The organism is Usitatibacter rugosus, from assembly GCF_013003965.1.
In the GTDB taxonomy this organism is placed as follows: Bacteria; Pseudomonadota; Gammaproteobacteria; order Burkholderiales; family Usitatibacteraceae; genus Usitatibacter; species Usitatibacter rugosus.
Window position 1 is genome coordinate 72,300 of record NZ_CP053069.1, and the last position, 17,823, is coordinate 90,122.

Annotated in this window: 20 protein-coding genes and 1 tRNA gene; 17 read left to right on the top strand and 4 right to left on the bottom strand. The window is 67.5% G+C overall.

Going from position 1 to position 17,823, the window contains the following annotated elements; genetic code table 11:
* Positions 1-2: 2 nt before the first annotated feature.
* Together rfbC and rfbD are read left to right on the top strand one after the other, a co-directional pair.
* Positions 3-548 carry a dTDP-4-dehydrorhamnose 3,5-epimerase gene (gene rfbC, locus DSM104443_RS00310; RefSeq protein WP_171088730.1) on the top strand — a complete coding sequence of 182 codons (546 nt, stop codon included), beginning with the start codon at positions 3-5 and terminating at the stop codon, positions 546-548.
* On the top strand, positions 545-1,429 hold the full coding sequence (gene rfbD / locus DSM104443_RS00315; protein WP_171088731.1) for a dTDP-4-dehydrorhamnose reductase: 885 nt from the start codon (positions 545-547) through the stop codon (positions 1,427-1,429). The genes rfbC and rfbD overlap by 4 nt, the downstream gene beginning before the upstream one ends.
* Here the strand turns inward: rfbD and DSM104443_RS00320 are convergent.
* On the bottom strand, positions 1,421-3,139 hold the full coding sequence (locus DSM104443_RS00320) for a sensor histidine kinase (protein WP_171088732.1): 1,719 nt from the start codon (positions 3,137-3,139) through the stop codon (positions 1,421-1,423). The two genes, rfbD and DSM104443_RS00320, sit on opposite strands and share 9 nt — an antisense overlap.
* A 207-nt stretch (positions 3,140-3,346) precedes the next feature.
* Between DSM104443_RS00320 and DSM104443_RS00325 the strand changes: the two genes are divergently transcribed.
* Positions 3,347-3,997, top strand: coding sequence for a prepilin-type N-terminal cleavage/methylation domain-containing protein (locus tag DSM104443_RS00325; protein WP_171088733.1), 651 nt, complete (start codon positions 3,347-3,349; stop codon positions 3,995-3,997).
* Between the two features lie 54 nt (positions 3,998-4,051).
* On the opposite strand, the gene DSM104443_RS00330 is transcribed toward DSM104443_RS00325, so the two are convergent.
* Positions 4,052-6,010, bottom strand: coding sequence for a monovalent cation:proton antiporter family protein (locus tag DSM104443_RS00330; protein ID WP_171088734.1), 1,959 nt, complete (start codon positions 6,008-6,010; stop codon positions 4,052-4,054).
* Between the two features lie 20 nt (positions 6,011-6,030).
* Between DSM104443_RS00330 and DSM104443_RS00335 the strand changes: the two genes are divergently transcribed.
* Genes DSM104443_RS00335 through DSM104443_RS00385 form a run of 11 tightly spaced genes read left to right on the top strand, consistent with a single transcriptional unit; the run spans position 6,031 to position 14,303 of the window.
* Positions 6,031-7,035 carry a KpsF/GutQ family sugar-phosphate isomerase gene (locus DSM104443_RS00335; RefSeq protein WP_171088735.1) on the top strand — a complete coding sequence of 335 codons (1,005 nt, stop codon included), beginning with the start codon at positions 6,031-6,033 and terminating at the stop codon, positions 7,033-7,035.
* Positions 7,036-7,557, top strand: a complete 522-nt coding sequence (locus DSM104443_RS00340; protein ID WP_171088736.1) for a KdsC family phosphatase — start codon at positions 7,036-7,038, stop codon at positions 7,555-7,557. It abuts the gene before it with no gap.
* Between the two features lie 5 nt (positions 7,558-7,562).
* Positions 7,563-8,132, top strand: a complete 570-nt coding sequence (gene lptC / locus DSM104443_RS00345) for an LPS export ABC transporter periplasmic protein LptC (protein ID WP_171088737.1) — start codon at positions 7,563-7,565, stop codon at positions 8,130-8,132.
* 10 nt (positions 8,133-8,142) lie between these two features.
* On the top strand, positions 8,143-8,730 hold the full coding sequence (gene lptA / locus DSM104443_RS00350) for a lipopolysaccharide transport periplasmic protein LptA (protein WP_171088738.1): 588 nt from the start codon (positions 8,143-8,145) through the stop codon (positions 8,728-8,730).
* Between the two features lie 2 nt (positions 8,731-8,732).
* Positions 8,733-9,515 (top strand): LPS export ABC transporter ATP-binding protein, encoded by a 783-nt coding sequence (gene lptB, locus DSM104443_RS00355; RefSeq protein ID WP_171088739.1) that lies wholly within the window; start codon positions 8,733-8,735, stop codon positions 9,513-9,515.
* 36 nt (positions 9,516-9,551) lie between these two features.
* The gene (locus DSM104443_RS00360; RefSeq protein WP_171088740.1) at positions 9,552-11,033 is read left to right on the top strand and encodes an RNA polymerase factor sigma-54; all 1,482 of its coding nucleotides are present in this window, start codon (positions 9,552-9,554) and stop codon (positions 11,031-11,033) included.
* A 38-nt stretch (positions 11,034-11,071) separates the two neighbouring features.
* Positions 11,072-11,401: a ribosome hibernation-promoting factor, HPF/YfiA family gene (hpf, locus tag DSM104443_RS00365; protein ID WP_171088741.1), complete on the top strand. Its 330-nt coding sequence runs from the start codon at positions 11,072-11,074 to the stop codon at positions 11,399-11,401.
* 20 nt (positions 11,402-11,421) lie between these two features.
* A complete protein-coding gene (locus DSM104443_RS00370) occupies positions 11,422-11,907 on the top strand; it encodes a PTS sugar transporter subunit IIA (RefSeq protein ID WP_171088742.1) in 486 nt (161 codons plus the stop codon).
* On the top strand, positions 11,876-12,841 hold the full coding sequence (gene hprK, locus DSM104443_RS00375; RefSeq protein WP_171088743.1) for an HPr(Ser) kinase/phosphatase: 966 nt from the start codon (positions 11,876-11,878) through the stop codon (positions 12,839-12,841). The genes DSM104443_RS00370 and hprK overlap by 32 nt, the downstream gene beginning before the upstream one ends.
* Before the next feature lie 4 nt (positions 12,842-12,845).
* Positions 12,846-13,679, top strand: coding sequence for an RNase adapter RapZ (gene rapZ / locus DSM104443_RS00380; RefSeq protein WP_171088744.1), 834 nt, complete (start codon positions 12,846-12,848; stop codon positions 13,677-13,679).
* A 3-nt stretch (positions 13,680-13,682) separates the two neighbouring features.
* Positions 13,683-14,303: an LON peptidase substrate-binding domain-containing protein gene (locus DSM104443_RS00385; RefSeq protein ID WP_212756851.1), complete on the top strand. Its 621-nt coding sequence runs from the start codon at positions 13,683-13,685 to the stop codon at positions 14,301-14,303.
* On the opposite strand, the gene mutY is transcribed toward DSM104443_RS00385, so the two are convergent.
* The gene (mutY, locus tag DSM104443_RS00390; protein WP_171088745.1) at positions 14,203-15,336 is read right to left on the bottom strand and encodes an A/G-specific adenine glycosylase; all 1,134 of its coding nucleotides are present in this window, start codon (positions 15,334-15,336) and stop codon (positions 14,203-14,205) included. The genes DSM104443_RS00385 and mutY overlap by 101 nt on opposite strands.
* Positions 15,337-15,345: 9 nt before the next feature.
* A tRNA-Gly gene (locus tag DSM104443_RS00395) sits at positions 15,346-15,419 on the bottom strand.
* 121 nt (positions 15,420-15,540) lie between these two features.
* On the opposite strand from DSM104443_RS00395, the gene DSM104443_RS00400 reads away from it, so the two are divergent.
* From DSM104443_RS00400 to DSM104443_RS00410, 3 genes are read left to right on the top strand one after another with little or no spacing between them, the layout of a single operon-like run.
* Positions 15,541-15,822, top strand: a complete 282-nt coding sequence (locus tag DSM104443_RS00400) for a 2TM domain-containing protein (protein WP_171088746.1) — start codon at positions 15,541-15,543, stop codon at positions 15,820-15,822.
* Positions 15,823-15,866: 44 nt separating this feature from the next.
* The gene (locus DSM104443_RS00405; RefSeq protein ID WP_171088747.1) at positions 15,867-17,027 is read left to right on the top strand and encodes a sensor histidine kinase; all 1,161 of its coding nucleotides are present in this window, start codon (positions 15,867-15,869) and stop codon (positions 17,025-17,027) included.
* Positions 17,024-17,782 carry a LytR/AlgR family response regulator transcription factor gene (locus DSM104443_RS00410; protein WP_171088748.1) on the top strand — a complete coding sequence of 253 codons (759 nt, stop codon included), beginning with the start codon at positions 17,024-17,026 and terminating at the stop codon, positions 17,780-17,782. The genes DSM104443_RS00405 and DSM104443_RS00410 overlap by 4 nt, the downstream gene beginning before the upstream one ends.
* Positions 17,783-17,823: the final 41 nt, after the last annotated feature.

A 17,823-nucleotide genomic window follows, 5' to 3' on the forward strand; every position in this document is an offset into this window, starting at 1 on the left:
GCATGAACGTGATCCGCACGGCGATCCCCGAAGTACTGATCCTCGAGCCCAAGGTCTTCGGCGACGCGCGCGGCTTCTTCATGGAGAGCTGGAACGAGCGTGCGTTCGGCGAGGCGGTGGGCCACCCGGTGCACTTCGTGCAGGACAACCACTCACGCTCGGTGAAGGGCGTGCTGCGCGGGCTGCACTACCAGATCGAGCAGGCGCAAGGAAAGCTGGTGCGAGTCGCGCACGGCGAGGTCTTCGATGCGGTGGTGGACCTTCGGCGCTCGTCGTCCACGTTCGGCAAGAGCCTGGGCGTCACGCTCTCGGAAGAGAACAAACGCATGCTCTGGGTGCCGGCCGGTTTTGCCCACGGCTTCCTGGTGACCTCCGACAGCGCGGACTTCCTCTACAAGACGACCGACTATTACGCCCCGAAGCACGAGCGCTCGCTGCTGTGGAACGATCCCGCGCTCGCGATCGGTTGGCCGCTCGACGGCGCCCCGCAGCTGAAGCCCAACGACCTCGCCGGCACTCCGCTCTCGCAGGCCGAGACCTACCCGTGAACCGGGTCCTGGTGACCGGAGCGGCCGGGCAGGTCGGCGCTGCGGTCGCCGCGCAGCTTCGGGGAAGTTGGGAAGTGATCGCGCACGACCGCGCGAGCCTCGATCTCGCGGATCCTGCGCGCATCGCGGCGGTGGTTGCCGAGACGCGGCCCGACGTGATCGTGAATGCCGGCGCGTACACCGCCGTGGATCGCGCTGAGACCGATACGCAGGCCGCGCTCGCGGCGAACAGCGTTGCTCCTGGTGCCATCGGGATTGCCGCGAAGCACGTGGGTGCCGTGGTGATCCATTTTTCGACCGACTATGTATTCGACGGGACGAAGGCCACGCCCTACGTCGAGAGCGATCCGACTAGTCCTGTCAGTGTCTATGGTGCGTCGAAGCTCACCGGTGAACGAGCGCTGGCGGCGTCCGGTGTTCCGCACGTGATCCTGCGCACGAGCTGGGTGTACGGCCCACGCGGAAAGAACTTTCTGCTGACCATGCTGAATGCCGCGAAGACGCGCGAGGAAGTGCGTGTCGTCGACGACCAGCGAGGAGCACCTACATCAGCTCTGCAATTGGCTCGGGCGACCCAAGCGCTGCTGGCGCAGCCCGCCGATAAATTGCGCTCGGCGACCGGCGTGTATCACTGCAGCGCCGCAGGCGACGTGACGTGGTTCGACTTCACGCGCGAGATCTACGAGCGCTGGGGGAAGATCAATCCGGGTTTCCGTGCGCCGCGAGTCGTTCCGATCCCGAGCTCCGAATACCCGACGCCGGTGAAGCGCCCAGCGAACTCGCGCCTGTCGAACGCGAAACTGCAGGAAACCTTCAGGATCGCGCTCGAGCCGTGGGAGCAGGGTCTGGACGAAACGCTGGCGGTGCTTGCCTCAGCGTGAGGCCCTGAGGCGGAAGCACACCGCGCCGTCGGAGTTCGAGGCGAGGTCGATCCGGTAGCCCAGCGCCACGGCCTGGCGCGCCGCCTGGTAGAGCCCGATGGAAAGCCCTTCGCCACGCGGCCGCGCGAGAGGCTCACGCATCAGCTTCGTGGCCACGGCATCGGGAATGGCGCTGCCCGTATCGCGCACGTCCAGCACCGCGCCGCCCTTGCCGACCGAGAGCACGATCGTGATCCGCGTGCCGGGCTCGCGCGCCACTTTCGCGCGCGCATTGTCGATGCAGTTGTCGAGCACGCTGTCGAAGAGAGCCGGTGGCAGCAGCACTCCGCCGCCTCCGGGACCTTCGAATGTGATGTCGCCCCCGGCGAAGCGGCGCCTCACGTCCTCCCACCACTCCGCAGCATCGACCTCCGGATCGTGCGTCGCGACATCGGGCGCGCGCAGCTGCTCGAGGGTCGCGTGCAGGCGATGCGTGAGCTGCGGCAACTGGCGTTGCAGCAGGCTGTTGTACTCGTCCGCATTGTCGCTCCCGCTCGGCGCGGCAGAGGTGAGCGCATACAGGGACTGCAGCAGGTTCTTGATGTCGTGCGTGAGGCGGGCTCCCGTCTCGTGCACGGCCTCGAGGTAGGCGTTGCGCTTCAGCGTCGTCTCGCGCCGCTTGCCCTCGTAGAACTCGCCGACCACTTGCGCCAGCAGCCGCACGTGCAGGAAGAGGGCGGGCGAGAGCGGGACGTTGGTGTAGAAGGTGAGCTCGAGGCCGTGCTCCGTGAACGTGGCGGCATGGCCCTCCGTTTCACCGAACTTTCCCTCGCCGTCCTCGGACTTCCAGAGCCCGCCGCGCATCCACGGGAAGGTGGCGATCTCCTTCAGCGCCTCCTCGAGGAAGCGCCCCGCCTGCGTCTCGGCTTCGGCCAGCTCGGCCACGCGGCGCATCCACAGCTCGAAGGGCATGCCCACCGACAGCAGGTAGCGCGAGAAGTACGTGCGCAGCCCGCCGAAGCCCGAGCGCGGGCTCCACAGCACGGCGAGCACGAAGAGCGCGACGCCGAAGGAGAACATCGTGAGCGCCACCGAGGGGAAATAGCGGTCGTCGGTGAAGCGCATCAGCGCGAGCGATCCCAGCACCAGCACCACGACGAGCTGGAACACGAACACGGCGTAGAAGAAATCGAACACCTGCACCGGCTCGTCCTCCGAGTCGCCGGGCAGCAGCGCGAGCAGCAGGAGGAGCAACGGCAGGATCGCGCGCGCGAGGAGGGACACTGGCCCTGGTATCGGATGCTGCGGCAGCAGGAGCGTCGGCACTGCCCATAGCAGCAGCATCGCGAGCAGGTACGAGAACGCGACCAGGAAGTAGAGGCGGCTGGCGCCCGCGCGCTTCGCGGTGAAGACTCGCCCGCCCAGCACGCCCAGCATCAACACCATCCACGAAACGATCATCCATCCCGAGAGGAACCAGAGGATCGCCGCCGTGAGCGTCATCAGCATCACGATCGTGAAGACCTTCAGCTCGCGCTCGGTGGCGAAGAACGGCTGCCACAGCAGGAAGAGGCCGAAGTGCACCATCAGCCAGACACGCTGGAAAGCGCTGCCCACCGGAGCGAGGAGCCCCGCGTGGAGCGCCAGGAGCATCGCGAGCACGATCCAGGGCCGCGCCCGGAGCAGGGCGGCACTCAGGCGCGCGGGGAAGGAATTCGTCGTGGGCTGCAAGGGGATCTGGCTGGCGGCAGCGGCGAGAATAGCGGAGTGTCGGGATGCCGGACAGGTGCTGTCCGCGAAGCCGACACTTCACCGGATCCCGGCCGGCGCGAAACGGGGCGATATTGGCTTAAGTGGTTGATAAGGAACAAATTGTAACGAGTGGCACAGCGCTTGCTCAGTATCCTGCGTCAGAATCGCTCACATCTGGAGAAAACCATGAGATCACAACAATCCGGCTTCACCCTCGTCGAGATCGCGATCGTCCTCGTGATCATCGGGCTGCTGCTCGGCGGCATCCTCAAGGGCCAGGAGCTCATCAACAGCGCCAAGGCGAAGTCCCTCGCCAACGATTTCCGCAATGTCCCGGTCTACATCTACGCGTACCAGGACAAGTACCGGGCGATCCCCGGCGACGACTGCAATGCCCAAGCGCATGTGGGCACGGGCGCGACCAACAGCGGTACGTGCGGCAGCGGCACCGCGGGTAACGGCCGCATCGAAGGCGACTGGGACTCGACGTCGACCACGGCCGAGTCCGCGCTTTTCTGGCAGCACGTGCGACTGGCTGGTCTGGCCACGGGTGACACGGCTGCGGCCGCCGGATTGCCGACGAATACCGACGGTGGCCGCATCGGCGTGAGCAGCGACAAACCCTTCACGGACGCGAACTTCAACGGCAGCTACTACCTGTGCTCGAAGGGCGTGCGCGGCAAGTTCGCGAAGCAGATCGACCTGCAGATCGACGACGGCCACACCAACACCGGTTCTGTCCGCGTGGGAACCGCGAACGCCACGGCGTCGCTTCCCGAGACCGGCACGACCGCCGTTACGGACGACGAGGTCTACCAGGTCTGCCTCGCGTTCTGATCGAACTACGCATCACGCCGACGGCCCGCCTCGCGCGGGCCGTTTGCTTTCCAGCTATCCCTGGAGCAGCCGGATCTCCGCCTTCGCGAGATCCTCCTGCGAGCCCAGCAGCACCAGCACGTCGCCTTCCTTGAGCCGTATGTCGCCGGCGACATCCACGTTGCCGGCGTTGGGACGTCGGATCGCGGTGACGGTGACGCCCAGCATCGTGAGGTTCAGCGTCGCGAGCGTCTTGCCTTCGCAGGCAGCGTCCGGTCCCACCACCATCGTGCGCAGGCGCGCCTGCCCCGAGGTCCCGTCGTCCGTGGCGCCATGGAAGAAGCCGGGCAGCAGGCGGTAGCGCTCCTCGCGCGCCTCCTTCAGCCGGGACTGCACCACGTCGAGCGAGATGCCGATCTGCAGCATCGTCTGCGTGGAGAGCATGAGCGAGCCCTCGACGACCTCGGCCACGATCTCGGCGGCCCCGGCGTCCTTGAGCTTCCTCACGTCCGTGTCGTCGAAGGTGCGCACGACGACGGGCAGCTCGGGGCGCATGTCGCGCACGTGCGCGAGGATGCCCAGCGCCTTGTGCGTGTCGGCGAAGCTCACGACGACGGCGCTCGCCCGCGAGATCGCGGCGGCGGACAGCACCTCGCGCCGGCTCGCATCGCCGTAGACAACGGAATCGCCCGCCGCCGCGGCCTGGCGCACGCGCTCGGGGTCGGAATCGAGGGCGATCACGGGCACCTTCTCGCGCTCGAGGAAGCGCGCCAGCGCCTGGCCGCTGCGCCCGTAGCCGCAGATGATCACGTGGCCGCGCTGGGCCATCGCCTTCACCGCGAGCTGGTGGAGCGCCACGGCGCGCTGCGTCCATTCGCTCTCGACGAAGTACAGCACGATGCGCTCCATGCGCGAGAGCAGCAGCGGCGTCACGAGCATCGACAGCAGCGAAGCGGCGAGCACCACTTGCAGGGGCCCGTTGTCGAAGCGGTCGGTCTTCTGCGCGAGGGCCAGCAGCACGAAGCCGAACTCGCCCGCGGGCGCCAGGGCCAACGCCGTGCGCAGTGCGGTGGGCCGCTCGTTGCCGAAGACACGCCCGAGCCAGAACACGATGACGAACTTCATCCCGAGCAGCAGGACGAGGACCGCGATCACCGCGAGGAAGTGCTCCATCACGGCGAACACGTCGAGCAGCATGCCGATGGTCACGAAGAAGAGGCCCAGCAGCACGTCACGGAACGGCTGGATGTAGTCCTCCACCTGGTAGCGGTACTCCGTCTCCGAGATGAGCATGCCGGCGAGGAACGCGCCCAGCGCGAGGGAAAGACCGGCCAATTGCGTCACGAAGGCGAGGCCCAGCGCCACGAACAGCACGAAGAGGACGAAGAGCTCCGAGGACTTCTGGCGCGCCACGAGGTTGAAGAGCGGCCGCATGATGCGCTGGCCCACGGCGAGCACGATCACCAGGACCACCGCCGCCTTGATCGCGGCGATCAACGATTCGCGGGCCAGCGCCTCGGGCGGGAAGCCCAGCGCGGGGATCAGGATCAGCAGCGGGATGACCGCGAGGTCCTGGAACAGCAGCACGCCCATGATCTGGCGGCCGTGGGCGGACTGCAGCGCGTTGGTCTCGGAGAGGGTCTTGGAGACGATGGCGGTGGAGCTCATGGCGAGCACGCCGCCGATCACGAGGCCGGTCTGCCACGCGATGCCCGCCGCGTACGCGATCGCCATCACGATCGCCATAACCACGGCCACTTGCGAGGCACCGAAGCCGAACACGGTCCGGCGCATGGACATGAGCTGGGGCAAGCTGAACTCGAGGCCGACGGAGAACATCAGGAAGACGACGCCGAATTCGGCGAGGTCGCGCTGGCTGTCGGTGTCGGCCACCACGCCGAACGCGTTGGGCCCGATCAGGGCGCCGACCAGCAGGTAGCCGAGGATGGCCGGGATCGACAGGCGCCGGAAAAGCACGACCACCGCGACGGCGGCGCCTAGCAGGATCACGGCTACGGGCAGGGCGTCGTGCATGGACTTATAATTCGGGGGTCATGTCGAATGTACTACATCCCCACGCCCTCTCGGACTCGCAGCATTTCATCGAGCTCGCGAAGAACGTCCTCGACATCGAGGCCGAAGCGGTCGCTCGCCTGAAGACTCGCATCGGCGAGCCGTTCATGCAGGCGCTGCGCATCATCCTCGGCACGAAAGGGCGCGTGGTCGTGACCGGCATGGGCAAGAGCGGCCACGTCGCGGGCAAGATCGCCGCCACCCTGGCCTCGACCGGCACGCCCGCTTTCTTCGTGCACCCCGCCGAGGCGAGCCATGGCGACCTGGGCATGATCACCGACCAGGACGTGGTGATCGCCATCTCCTACTCGGGCACGTCGAACGAGATCCTCGCCATCCTGCCGATGCTGAAGCGCAGGGGCGCCAAGGTGATCGCGATGACGGGCAAGCCCGCTTCGGCGCTCGCCATGGAGGCCGACGTCCACCTCGATGTCGCCGTCGAGCGCGAGGCCTGCCCGCTCGAGTTGGCACCCACGGCGAGCACGACGGCCACGCTCGCCCTCGGCGACGCGCTCGCCATGGCCTTGCTCGACGCGCGCGGCTTCCGCAGCGAGGACTTCGCGCTGCACCATCCCGGCGGCGCGCTCGGCCGGCGCCTGCTGGTGCACGTGGCCGACATCATGCGCAAGGGCGAGCGCTTGCCGCGCACGGCGCCCGACGCGCTGCTGCCGCAAGCCATCGTCGAGATGACCGCGAAGGGCATCGGCATGACGATCGTGGTTGACGCGAACGACAAGCTGCTCGGGATCTTCACCGACGGCGATCTGCGCCGCGTCCTCGAGAAGCACGATCACATCAAGACACTCCGCGTGGGCGACGTGATGACGAAGAACCCCCGCACCATCGCGCCCGAGAAGCTGGCCGCCGAGGCCGCGCGCATGCTGGAGGAAAACCCGATGGGTGGCCGGCTCGTCGTCGCCGACCGCGAGGGCCGCCTCGTGGGCGCGCTCACCTTCCACGACCTGCTCGCCGAGGGCGTGGTCTAGGTGTCGTTCGCCAAGCGCGCGAGCGCCATCAAGCTCGCCGTCTTCGACGTCGACGGCGTGCTCACCGACGGCACGATCTACATGGGGCCTTCGGGCGAGATGCTGAAGGCCTTCAACATCCTCGACGGGCACGGGTTGAAATTGCTCCACGAGGACGGCATCGCCACCGCGATCCTCTCGGGTCGCAAGTCGGCGATGGTCGCCACGCGCGCGAAGGAGCTGGGCCTGGGCGCTGTCCACCAGGGTGTCGCGGACAAGGTGAAGCGCCTCGCCACGATCCTCCGCGCGCACAAGTCCGATCTCGCATCCTGCGCGTACATGGGAGACGACCTCCCCGACCTCGAGGTCATGCGGCGCGTGGGCCTCGCGGTCGCGCCCGCCAACGGCGTGCTGGCCGTGCGCAAGCAGGCGCATCTCGTTACGAAATCCCGGGGCGGCGAAGGCGCGGTGCGCGAGTTCTGTGAACGCCTGCTCGAGGCGCGCGGTCGAACGGACCTGGTGCAAGGAAGAACGAAAAAATGATCGGCGTGTTTCGTCCCACCTCATGGCTGCCGCTGGGCGTCCTGGCGCTGCTGGTGGGGCTCACGCTGTGGCTGAACGCGCTGGTGCAGCCGGCGGCCGCGAAAGCGGACGGGAACCTGCGTCACGATCCCGATCTGATCGTCGAGAATTTCAATGCGCGCAAGCTCGGCGAGGACGGGCGGGTGCTCTACACGCTCACCGCGCGGAAGATGGTACATTACCCCGACGACGATTCCTCCCTCCTGGAAACGCTCAATTTCGACGCTTACCAACCGAAGCAGCCGCGCGTGAACATCACCGCCGAGCGGGGCCGGTTGCAGAAGGGCGGCGACGAGGTGTGGATCGAAGGCAACGTCGTGGTGCACCGCGAACCGGCGCCGCGCGTCGAGCCCCTGAAGATCTTCACCGACAACCTGCTGGTGCTCCCGGACGAAGGCATCGCGCGCACCTCGAGCGAAGTGCGGATGGAATCCCCCTCGGGCCACGCCACAGCCGCCGGCCTCGAGCTGAACAACACGGATCGCACCGTGAAGCTGAACCGGGTGCGTTCCACGTACAAGCCTCCAGCCCGCTAGGAGACCGGCAATGCGCACGCTTCGCCTCACCCTGCTCACCGCGCTGGCGCTTGCCGCGCTGCCCGTGCTCGCCGAGAAGTCGGACCGCGAGAAGGAAATCAACATCGGCGCCGACCTCCTCACCGGCGACGACAACGCCCGCGTCACCGTCTTCGACGGCAACGTCGTCATCACGCAGGGCACGATGCGCATCACCGCGAACAAGGTCACGGTGAAGGAAGACGCGGAGCGCAACAAGTTCTACGTCGCCAACGGCGCGCCCGTCACCTTCCGCCAGAAGCGCGACAAGGCCGAGGACTTCATCGAAGGCTGGGCCGCGCGCGCGGAATTCGACGACAAGAGCTCGAAGTTGAAGCTCTTCGACAAGGCACGCCTGAAGAGCGTGCAGGGCGAGATCACCGGCGACCTCATCACCTACGACACCAGCCGCGAGCTCTTCGAGGTCGGCGCCGCGCAACCCGGCACGCCCGGATCGCGAGTGAAGGCCACGCTCGTCCCGCAGAAGAAAGACGCGAAGGACGGGAAGGACGCGAAGAGCGAGGCCAAGCCGTCGTCGCCCCTCACCCTCAAGTCCGACTCGGGCCCCGCCACCCATTGACGATGGCTGCCACGCCCGCGCCGCTGCGCGAACACCTCACGCTGGTGAAGAGCGAGCCGCAGCCCGCGGTGCTGCGGGCCGAGGGCCTGAAGAAGAGCTATCGCAAGCGCAGCGTCGTGTCCGACGTGTCGCTCACCGTGGAAAGCGGCGAAGTCGTCGGCCTCCTCGGCCCCAACGGTGCCGGCAAGACGACCTGCTTCTACATGATCCTGGGCCTCGTGCCGATCGACAGCGGCAAGGTGATGCTCGATGGGGAAGACCTCACGCACCTGCCGATCTTCCGCCGCTCGCGCCTGGGGCTTTCGTACCTGCCGCAGGAAGCGTCGATCTTCCGCAAGCTCACCGTGGCGCAGAACATCCAGGCGGTGCTGGAGCTCCAGGGCCTCGAGGCGGGCGAGATCGAGACGCGTCTCGAGCAATTGCTGGACGACCTCCACGTCGGCCACCTGCGCGCGAGCCCGGCCACGGCGCTCTCGGGCGGCGAGCGCCGCCGCGTGGAGATCGCGCGGGCGCTGGCCACGAACCCGAGATTCATCCTGCTCGACGAGCCCTTCGCGGGCGTCGATCCCATCGCGGTCCTCGATATCCAGCAGATCATCCGCTTCCTGAAGGAGCGCGGCATCGGCGTGCTGATCACGGACCACAACGTGCGCGAGACGCTCGGCATCTGCGACCACGCCTACATCATCAACCAGGGGTCGGTGCTCGCCTTCGGGAAGCCCGAGGAAATCATCTACAATGAGTCTGTCCGAAAGGTCTACCTCGGGGAGAATTTCCGCCTGTAGCGGACGTCCCGTTATCCCCTGGCACTTTCGCACCTCATGAAGCACAGCCTCCAGCTAAAGCTCAGCCAGCACCTCACCCTCACGCCGCAGTTGCAGCAGTCGATCCGCTTGCTGCAGCTTTCGACGGTGGAGCTGAACCAGGAGCTCGAGCGCTATCTCGCCGAGAACCCCCTGCTGGAGCGCGCCGACCTGGCGCCCGACGAACCCACGAGCGTGATCGGCGATCGCGGCGCCGCCCCCGAGGGCTCCCCGACCTCCTCGGCCCAGGAGGAGCCCGCCGCCGAGGCGCACGAGCGAGAGGAACGCGAAGAGCGCAGCGACCGCATGGACGAAATGCCCATGCGAGACAACGGCGGCGGCGAGGAGATGGGCGGCAGCGGATCGCGCCGCGGCGACGACGACCGCGAGGACTTCACGCAATTCGCCGCGGCCGAGGTCACGCTCCACGACCACCTCACCCAGCAGCTTTCGCTCACCTCGCTCACGGAGCGGGACAAGCGCCTGGCCGCCCTCGTCATCGGCAACATCGACGAAGACGGCTACCTGCAGCAGACCCTCCAGGAGCTCCTCGACAACGCCATCGACGAATTCGCCGAGCTGGAGCTGGAGGAAATCGCGATCGCGCTGAAGCACGTCCAGAACATGGACCCCGCCGGCGTCGCGGCGCGCGACGTGAGCGAATGCCTCACCCTGCAGCTGAAGTCGCTGCCCACCGACACGCCCTACCTCGCGCCCGCGGTCGAGCTCTGCGCCAAGCACCTGGACGTGCTTGCCGCCCGCGACTTCAATCGCCTCAAGCGCACGCTGGGCGTGGACGAAGACGAGCTGCGCGAGATCCGCGCCCTCATCGTCTCGCTCGACCCCAAGCCCGGCCGCAGCTTCGGCAGCGGCGACATCCGCTACGTGGTGCCCGATGTCGTCGTGCGCCGCGTCGGCACGCGCTGGGTCGCGGCGCTGAACCGCGACGCGATGCCGCGCCTGCGCGTGAACAAGATGTACGCGGATATCCTCCAGGCATCCCGCGAGAACGGCGCCAAGCATCTGGCCGGCCAGCTCCAGGAAGCGCGCTGGCTCATCAAGAACGTGCAGCAGCGCTTCGACACGATCCTGCGAGTCACGCAGTCGATCGTGGACAGGCAGAAGAACTTCTTCGAGCACGGCGAGGTCGCGATGCGCCCGCTGGTGCTGCGCGAGATCGCGGAGGCCGTCGGCCTGCATGAATCCACCATCTCGCGCGTGACCACGCAAAAGTACATGCTGACCGCGCGCGGCATCTTCGAGCTGAAGTACTTCTTCGGCAGCCACGTCTCCACGGATACCGGCGGCGCCTGCTCGGCCACGGCGATCCGCGCGCTGATCAAGCAGCTCGTCGCGGCGGAGGACGGCAAGAAGCCCCTCTCCGACCACCGCATCTCGGACATCCTCGCGCAACAGGGCATCCAGGTCGCGCGGCGCACCGTAGCAAAGTACCGCGAGGCGATGCACATCCAGCCGGCGAACCTGCGCAAGTCGATCTAGAGTCTTCCCGTCACCCGCACCGCGAAAAGGAGCCATCGATGAACCTCCAGTTGACCGGGCACCATGTCGACATCACCCCCGCGATCCGCCAGTACGTCGTCACCAAGCTGGAAAGGATCGAGAGGCACTTCGACCACGTGATCGACGTGAACGTCGTGATGACGGTGGAAAAGCTGGACCAGAGGATCGAGGCGAACGTGCACCTCGCGGGCAAGGAGATCCACTGCGAGTGCCACGAGGTCGACATGTACGCGGCCATCGACGGGCTGATCGACAAGCTCGACCGCCAGGTCGTGAAGCACAAGGAGAAATTCAAATCCGCAACGCGCCACAACCCGGTCACCATCCGCCAGGCCGAAGAGGAATAGGCCTCCCCCCGGAGAGCGCCGTGAACCTCGTATCCCCGCTGCTGCCCGCCTCGCACGTCCTGCTCGACCTGGACGCCACGAGCAAGAAGCGCCTGTTCGAGCAGGTCGGGCTGCTGTTCGAGAACTCGCGCGCCATCCCGCGCGCGCGGGTCTTCGACAGCTTCTTCGAACGCGAGAAGCTGGGTTCCACCGCACTGGGCTGCGGCGTGGCCATCCCGCACGGACGCATCAAGGCCCTGCGGGAACCGGTGTGCGCTTTCGTGCGCACGCAAACGCCGATTCCCTTCGAAGCACCCGACGGCCAGCCGGTGCAGCTCGTCTTCGCGATGCTCGTTCCCGAGCACGCGACCGAGGCGCACCTGCAGATCCTCTCGGAGCTGGCCCAGATGTTCAGCGACACGGGCTTTCGCGACGCGCTGCTCGCCGCACCCGATGCGGCGACGGTCCACGGCATGATCACCGGATGGTCGCCCTATGCCCCGGCTCAGCGTTCAGCAACTCTTTGAGGACCGGCGCGAGCGCCTCGGCCTCGAGTGGATCGCGGGGGCCGCCGGCTCGTCGCGAGAGATCACCGGCACCATGCTCGCGCGCCCGGGCATCGGGCTGATCGGCCACCTCAACCTCATCCACCCGCTGATGGTGCAGGTCCTCGGCCGAAGCGAGCTCGAGTACCTGGAGTCGCTCGATCCCGCTTCGCGCGAGATGACGGCGCTTCGCGCCGTGGGCGGCGAGACCGTCGCCGTGATCGTCTGCGACGGCATGCCCGTGCCTCCGAACTTGCAGGACGCCGCGGCGCACGTGGCAACTCCGCTGCTCGCTTCGCCGGAGCCGAGCCAGCAGGTGATCAACGTGCTGCGCCCCTACCTGCAGCAGGAGCTGGGCTCCATCACCACGCTGCACGGCGTCTTCCTCGACGTGCTCGAGATCGGCGTGCTGATCACGGGCGATTCCTCCATCGGCAAGAGCGAGCTTGCGTTGGAGCTCATCTCGCGCGGGCACGGCCTCGTTGCCGACGACGCGGTCGAGCTGCAGCAGATCGGACCCGAGACCATCTCCGGGCGCTGCCCGCCGATGCTGAGGGACTTCCTCGAGGTCCGCGGCCTGGGCGTGCTCAACATCCGCTCGATCTTCGGCGAGACGGCGGTGCGGCCGCGGAAGACGCTGCGCCTCATCGTCACGCTCGAGAGCCCGGCCAACGGCAACATGGAGCGCGACCGGCTCTCCACGCGCACGAGCACGCAGCCGATCCTCGGCGTGGAAGTGCCCTCGGTCACGCTCGCCGTGGCTCCGGGCCGCAACCTCGCGGTGCTGGTCGAGGCGGCGGTGCGCAACCACATCCTGCTCACGCGCGGCATCGATTCGACGCGCGAGTTCATCGCCCGCCAGGCCGCGGTGATGCGCGACGAGTCGGAGGCCGCACGGCGCGAGGAAGCGGATTAGCGGCATGCAGCTCGTCCTCCTCTCCGGCGTGTCCGGGTCCGGCAAGAGCGTCGCGCTGAAGGCGCTCGAGGACGCCGGCTTCTTCTGCATCGATAATCTTCCGGCCGGCATGATCCACGACCTCGTCGCCTCCCGGAAGGAGCCGAAGGTCGCGATCAGCGCCGATGCGCGCAGCCCCGAGACGCTGGGCGAGCTGCCGGCGATCGTGGCGCGCGAGCGCGAGCGCGGCAGCGACGTCGGCGTGATCTTCCTCGATGCGACCGATGAGAGCCTCGTGCGCCGCTTCTCCGAGACGCGCAGGCCCCATCCCCTGGCGCGCGATGGCCGCACCATCCACGAGGCCATCTCGCAGGAGAGGAAGCTCCTGGAGAGCGTCGCCGAGATCGGCCAGCGTATCGACACCAGCGCGCTCACGCCCTCGCAGCTGCGCGGCTGGATCCAGGATCTCGTCGTCCTCGACCGCGCGAAGCTCTCGCTCGTCGTGATGTCGTTCGGCTACAAGGGCGGCGTGCCGCTCGACGCCGATTTCGTGTTCGACGTGCGCTTCCTGCCGAACCCCCACTACGACCCGAAGCTGCGGCCGCTCACCGGAGCCGATCCGGAAGTGGTGGCCTTCCTCGAGCGCGAGACCGAGGCCGGCGTGGTGATCGAGGATATCCAGCGCTTCCTGCAGCGCTGGCTCCCCAAGTACGTGCTCGACCAGCGCGCCTCGCTCACCGTGGCGATCGGCTGCACCGGCGGGCGGCACCGCTCGGTGTACGTCGCGGGCCAGCTCGCCGAGCGCTTCGGTTCCGACTACGAGGTGATCCTCCGCCATCGCGATGTGTGGAGGGTCTAGCGGGTGCTGATCCTCAACCTCCTCGGAGCGGGGCGGAAGCCCGAGCGCGTGCCGATCTTCCCCCTGTCGACGGTGCTCTATCCGCGGGCGCTGCTGCCGCTGCGCATCTTCGAGGCGCGCTACATGGACATGGCGAAGGAATGCCTCAAGACCGGCAGCCTGTTCGGCGTCTGCCTCATCAAGGAGGGCGCCGAAGTCGGCACGCCCGCCGTGCCCGAGCCCGTGGGCTGCCTCGCGCGCATCGCCGAGGCCGACATGGAGGAGCTGGGCATCCTCAAGGTGAAGGCCGAGGGCCTCGAGCGCTTCCGCATCGTCTCCACCGAGACCGGCGCCAACGGGCTCATCGTGGGCGAGATCGAGCGCCTGGCCGTCGAGGAAGAGATGGCCGACACGCCGGGGCTGGAGGAGAGCGCGGAGTTCCTGCGCAAGGCCATCATCGGCATCGGCGAGGATCGCTTCACCGCGCCGCACCCCTTCGAGGACGCGAGCTGGGTGAGCTTCCGCCTGGCCGAGATCCTGCCGCTCAGGAACGACGTGAAGCAGAAGCTGCTCGAGCTGCGCGACGCTTCGGTGCGGCTCGCGATCCTCCACCGGTTCCTGAGGCAGCAGAAGCTGATCGCGTGATTTCCAGCAGTAGTTTCTTGACCGGTGCGGGCAACGCTGCTTGTGCTACATCGTCGAGTGCCAACCAGATGGACGGGGCCTCTCCGGAATTTCGGAAGAAGAGACGAAATTCCGGAGAGGCCCCGTCCATCTGGAAGGGGCGCACTGCAAGTGTGTAGTGAGTGAAAGCGTGTTCGAACGGGGGAAGAGGCGTCGCGCGCTTCGGAACATCGCCCGGAAGCATCTCGGGCAACGACCACAGTCCGCCCCAGATACCCGGCGACGGACGCTTCACGAGCAACACCTCGCCTTTCGAGATCGCGACCAGCATCGCGGTGCTGCGGTGCTTCCTCGCCGCGCGTTTCTTTCTTCCCGGAAGCTCGTCCACGCGCTCCTCGTTCGCCGCGACGCAGTCGATGCGCACGGGACAGATGTCGCAGCGCGGGTTCCGCGCGAGGCAGACGGTGGCGCCGAGATCCATCATCCCCTGCGTGTAGGCCTCGATGCCTTTCGCGGGAAGCCGCGCCTCGGCCGCGTCCCACAGCGCTTCGAGCACCGGCGACGATGACGGGTCGCCGCCGATGCCCGCGTGCCGCGCGATCACGCGCTTCACGTTGCCGTCGAGAATGGCGCGGCGCTCGCCGCCCGCGAACGCGGCGATGGCGGCCGCGGTGCTGCGTCCGACTCCGGGCAGCGACTCGAGCTCGTCGAATCGCACGGGAAAGACGCCGCCGAACCGCTCGACGACCTCGCGAGCGGCGCGATGGAGGTTTCGGCCGCGCGCGTAGTAGCCGAGCCCGCTCCACAGGGCGAGCACGTCACCCTCGCTCGCCGCGGCCAGGGCGGCGACATCGGGAAAGCGGACGAGGAAGCGCTCGAAGTAGGGAATGACGGTGGCGACCTGCGTCTGCTGCAGCATCACCTCGGAGAGCCAGCGGCGGTAGGCGTCGTTCGAGGCCTGCCAGGGCAGGCCGTGCCGGCCGTGCTTCACCTGCCAGCGCACGATGCGGGCGGCGAACGCGGGAATGGTCGGGGAGGGGGTCTTCGCGGGCACGGGGAGGGGTGGAGCGGGTGAAGGGAATCGAACCCTCGTCGTAAGCTTGGGAAGCTTCTGCTCTGCCATTGAGCTACACCCGCGCCGGCCACGCCATTTTACCGGCGATTGGCGAATCCCGGCCGCAGTTCGTCGCAACCGGTCCCTCCGGAGCACCCCCGCTGGCTATCCTGCGGCCATCGATTCACCCCCCGGAGGAGCCCCATGGACGACATCACCCAGAACGCCCGCTACCGCGAAGCCCGCCGCCATGCCCGGAACCTCCGCGGCTGGTACATCCACGCCCTGATCTACGTGCTCGTGATCGGCGGCCTCTTCACGCTGAACCTGATCCAGAACCCGGGCCGCATCTGGGCTGGCTGGTCGGCCTTCGGCTGGGGCATGGGCCTCCTCGCGCACGGCTTGAGCGTCTTCGTCGGCCCGAACTTCTTCGGCGCCGACTGGGAGGAGCGCAAGATCCGCGAGTACCTCGAGAAGCGTCCGTGAAAGCGTCGTTGTCCCCGGCCCTCGCAGGCCGTAGCATCGAAGCCATGACGCCGCAGGTCGCGAACGACGACGAGACCGTAGCGCGGGTGCGGGCCCAGATGGCGCAGGGCACGTTCCATCCGCTCGAGATCATCCCCTTCTTCCGCCGCTGGCCGTGCAGCTGGCAGCGCGACCTCGTCTACACGTTCATCTGGAACTGCCTCTTCGGCCTGTGCTTCTACCTGCTGAACGCCGTTTTCACCGGCCGCAACCCGGGCATGCCCGCGTTCGTGATCCACATGATCATGTCGAACGTGATCGGCTACATGATCCACCTGCTCTACTCGCTCGGGCAGGTCGCGGGGCTCGAAGCGATCGTCCGGCGCAGGGGATCCTTCGCGAAAACGGTCTATTACGCGACGATCCCGATCGTCTCGGTGATGTTCGGCTTCTGGGTAATGTCGTTCCACGTGAATCTCGGCATCAAAGGCGGAGGCGCGTGGAACGCGGGAATCATCCTCTCCGTCGCCTTCAGCAGCCTCGTGATCTCGCTCACGCTCTCCGCCGTGTTCTTCTGGCGCGAGCGCGCCGCCGTGGCCGATGCGGTCCTCGCGCGCGAACGGGAGAAATCCGGGCGCATCGAGCGCGAGGCGGCGCTCGCCAACCTGCGCGCGCTGCAGGCGCAGATCGAGCCGCACTTCCTCTTCAATACCCTCGCCAACGTGACCGGGCTCATCGATCCCGATCCGGCGAAGGCCAAGCACATGCTGGAGAGCTTCATCCGGTTCCTGCGCGCCTCGCTCGCGGCCACGCGCGCGGAGTCCACCACGCTCGGCGCCGAATCGGAGCTGATCGGAGCTTTCCTCGACGTGCTCACCGTGCGCATGGGCTCGCGCTTGCGCTATTCGATCGACATCGAGCCGGGGCTCGCGGGCTTCACATTGCCGCCGATGCTGCTGCAGCCTGTCGTCGAGAACGCGATCAAGCACGGGCTCGAGCCGAAGGTCGACGGCGGCGAGGTCGTCGTGCGCGCCCGGCGCGAAGGCGAGCAGGTCGCGATCGAAGTCGCCGACACCGGCATGGGCTTCGCGCCGACCACGACCGGTGGCGTGGGCCTCACGAACCTGCGCGACCGCCTGAAGCTCCTCTACGGAGACCGCGCCTCGTTCGAGATCCGCGAGAACCGGCCCGTCGGAACCCTCATCACGATCCGCCTGCCTTCATGACACGCGCCCTCATCGCCGACGACGAGCTCGCCCTCGCCGAATACCTTCGCACCCGCCTCGCCGCGCTCTGGCCCGAGCTCGAGATCCTGCCGCTCGCCGCCAACGGACTGGATGCGCTGCGCGCCCTCGAGAACGACGAGCCCGAGGTGGCCTTCCTCGACATCCGCATGCCGGGCCTCACCGGCCTCGAGGTCGCGAGCCGCGGCGCGGGCGGCACGCACGTTGTATTCGTCACCGCCTACGACCAGTACGCGGTCGAGGCCTTCGACCGCGATGCCGTGGACTATTTGCTGAAGCCGGTCACCGACGAGCGCCTCGGCAAGTGCCTCGAGCGCCTGCGCAGGAAGCTCGCGAACGACGAGCCCGCGCCTGGCTTGAATGACGTGCTGGGGAAGATCGCGAGCGCGCTGCCGAACCTGCAGGGAGCGGGGAAGCTGCGGTGGGTGCGCGCGCTGAAGGGCGAGGTCGTGCACCAGATCGCGGTGGACGAGGTGCTCTACTTCCAGGCCTCCGACAAGTACACGTGCGTGGTGACGCGCGAGGGCGAGTCGCTGATCCGCCTGCCGCTCGCCGAGCTCGCAGGCCAGCTCGACGCCGACGTCTTCTGGCAGGTGCATCGCAGCACCATCGTCAACATGAACGCCGTCGCCTCCACGCGCCGCGATCTCTCCGGACGAGCCTTTGTGATGCTGAAGGACGGCAAGACCGAGCTCACCGTGAGCCGCGCGTACGCGCACCTCTTCAAGCAGATGTAGGCGTTGATTCGCGTCAGGGAGCGGCAGCCTTCGCGGTGCTA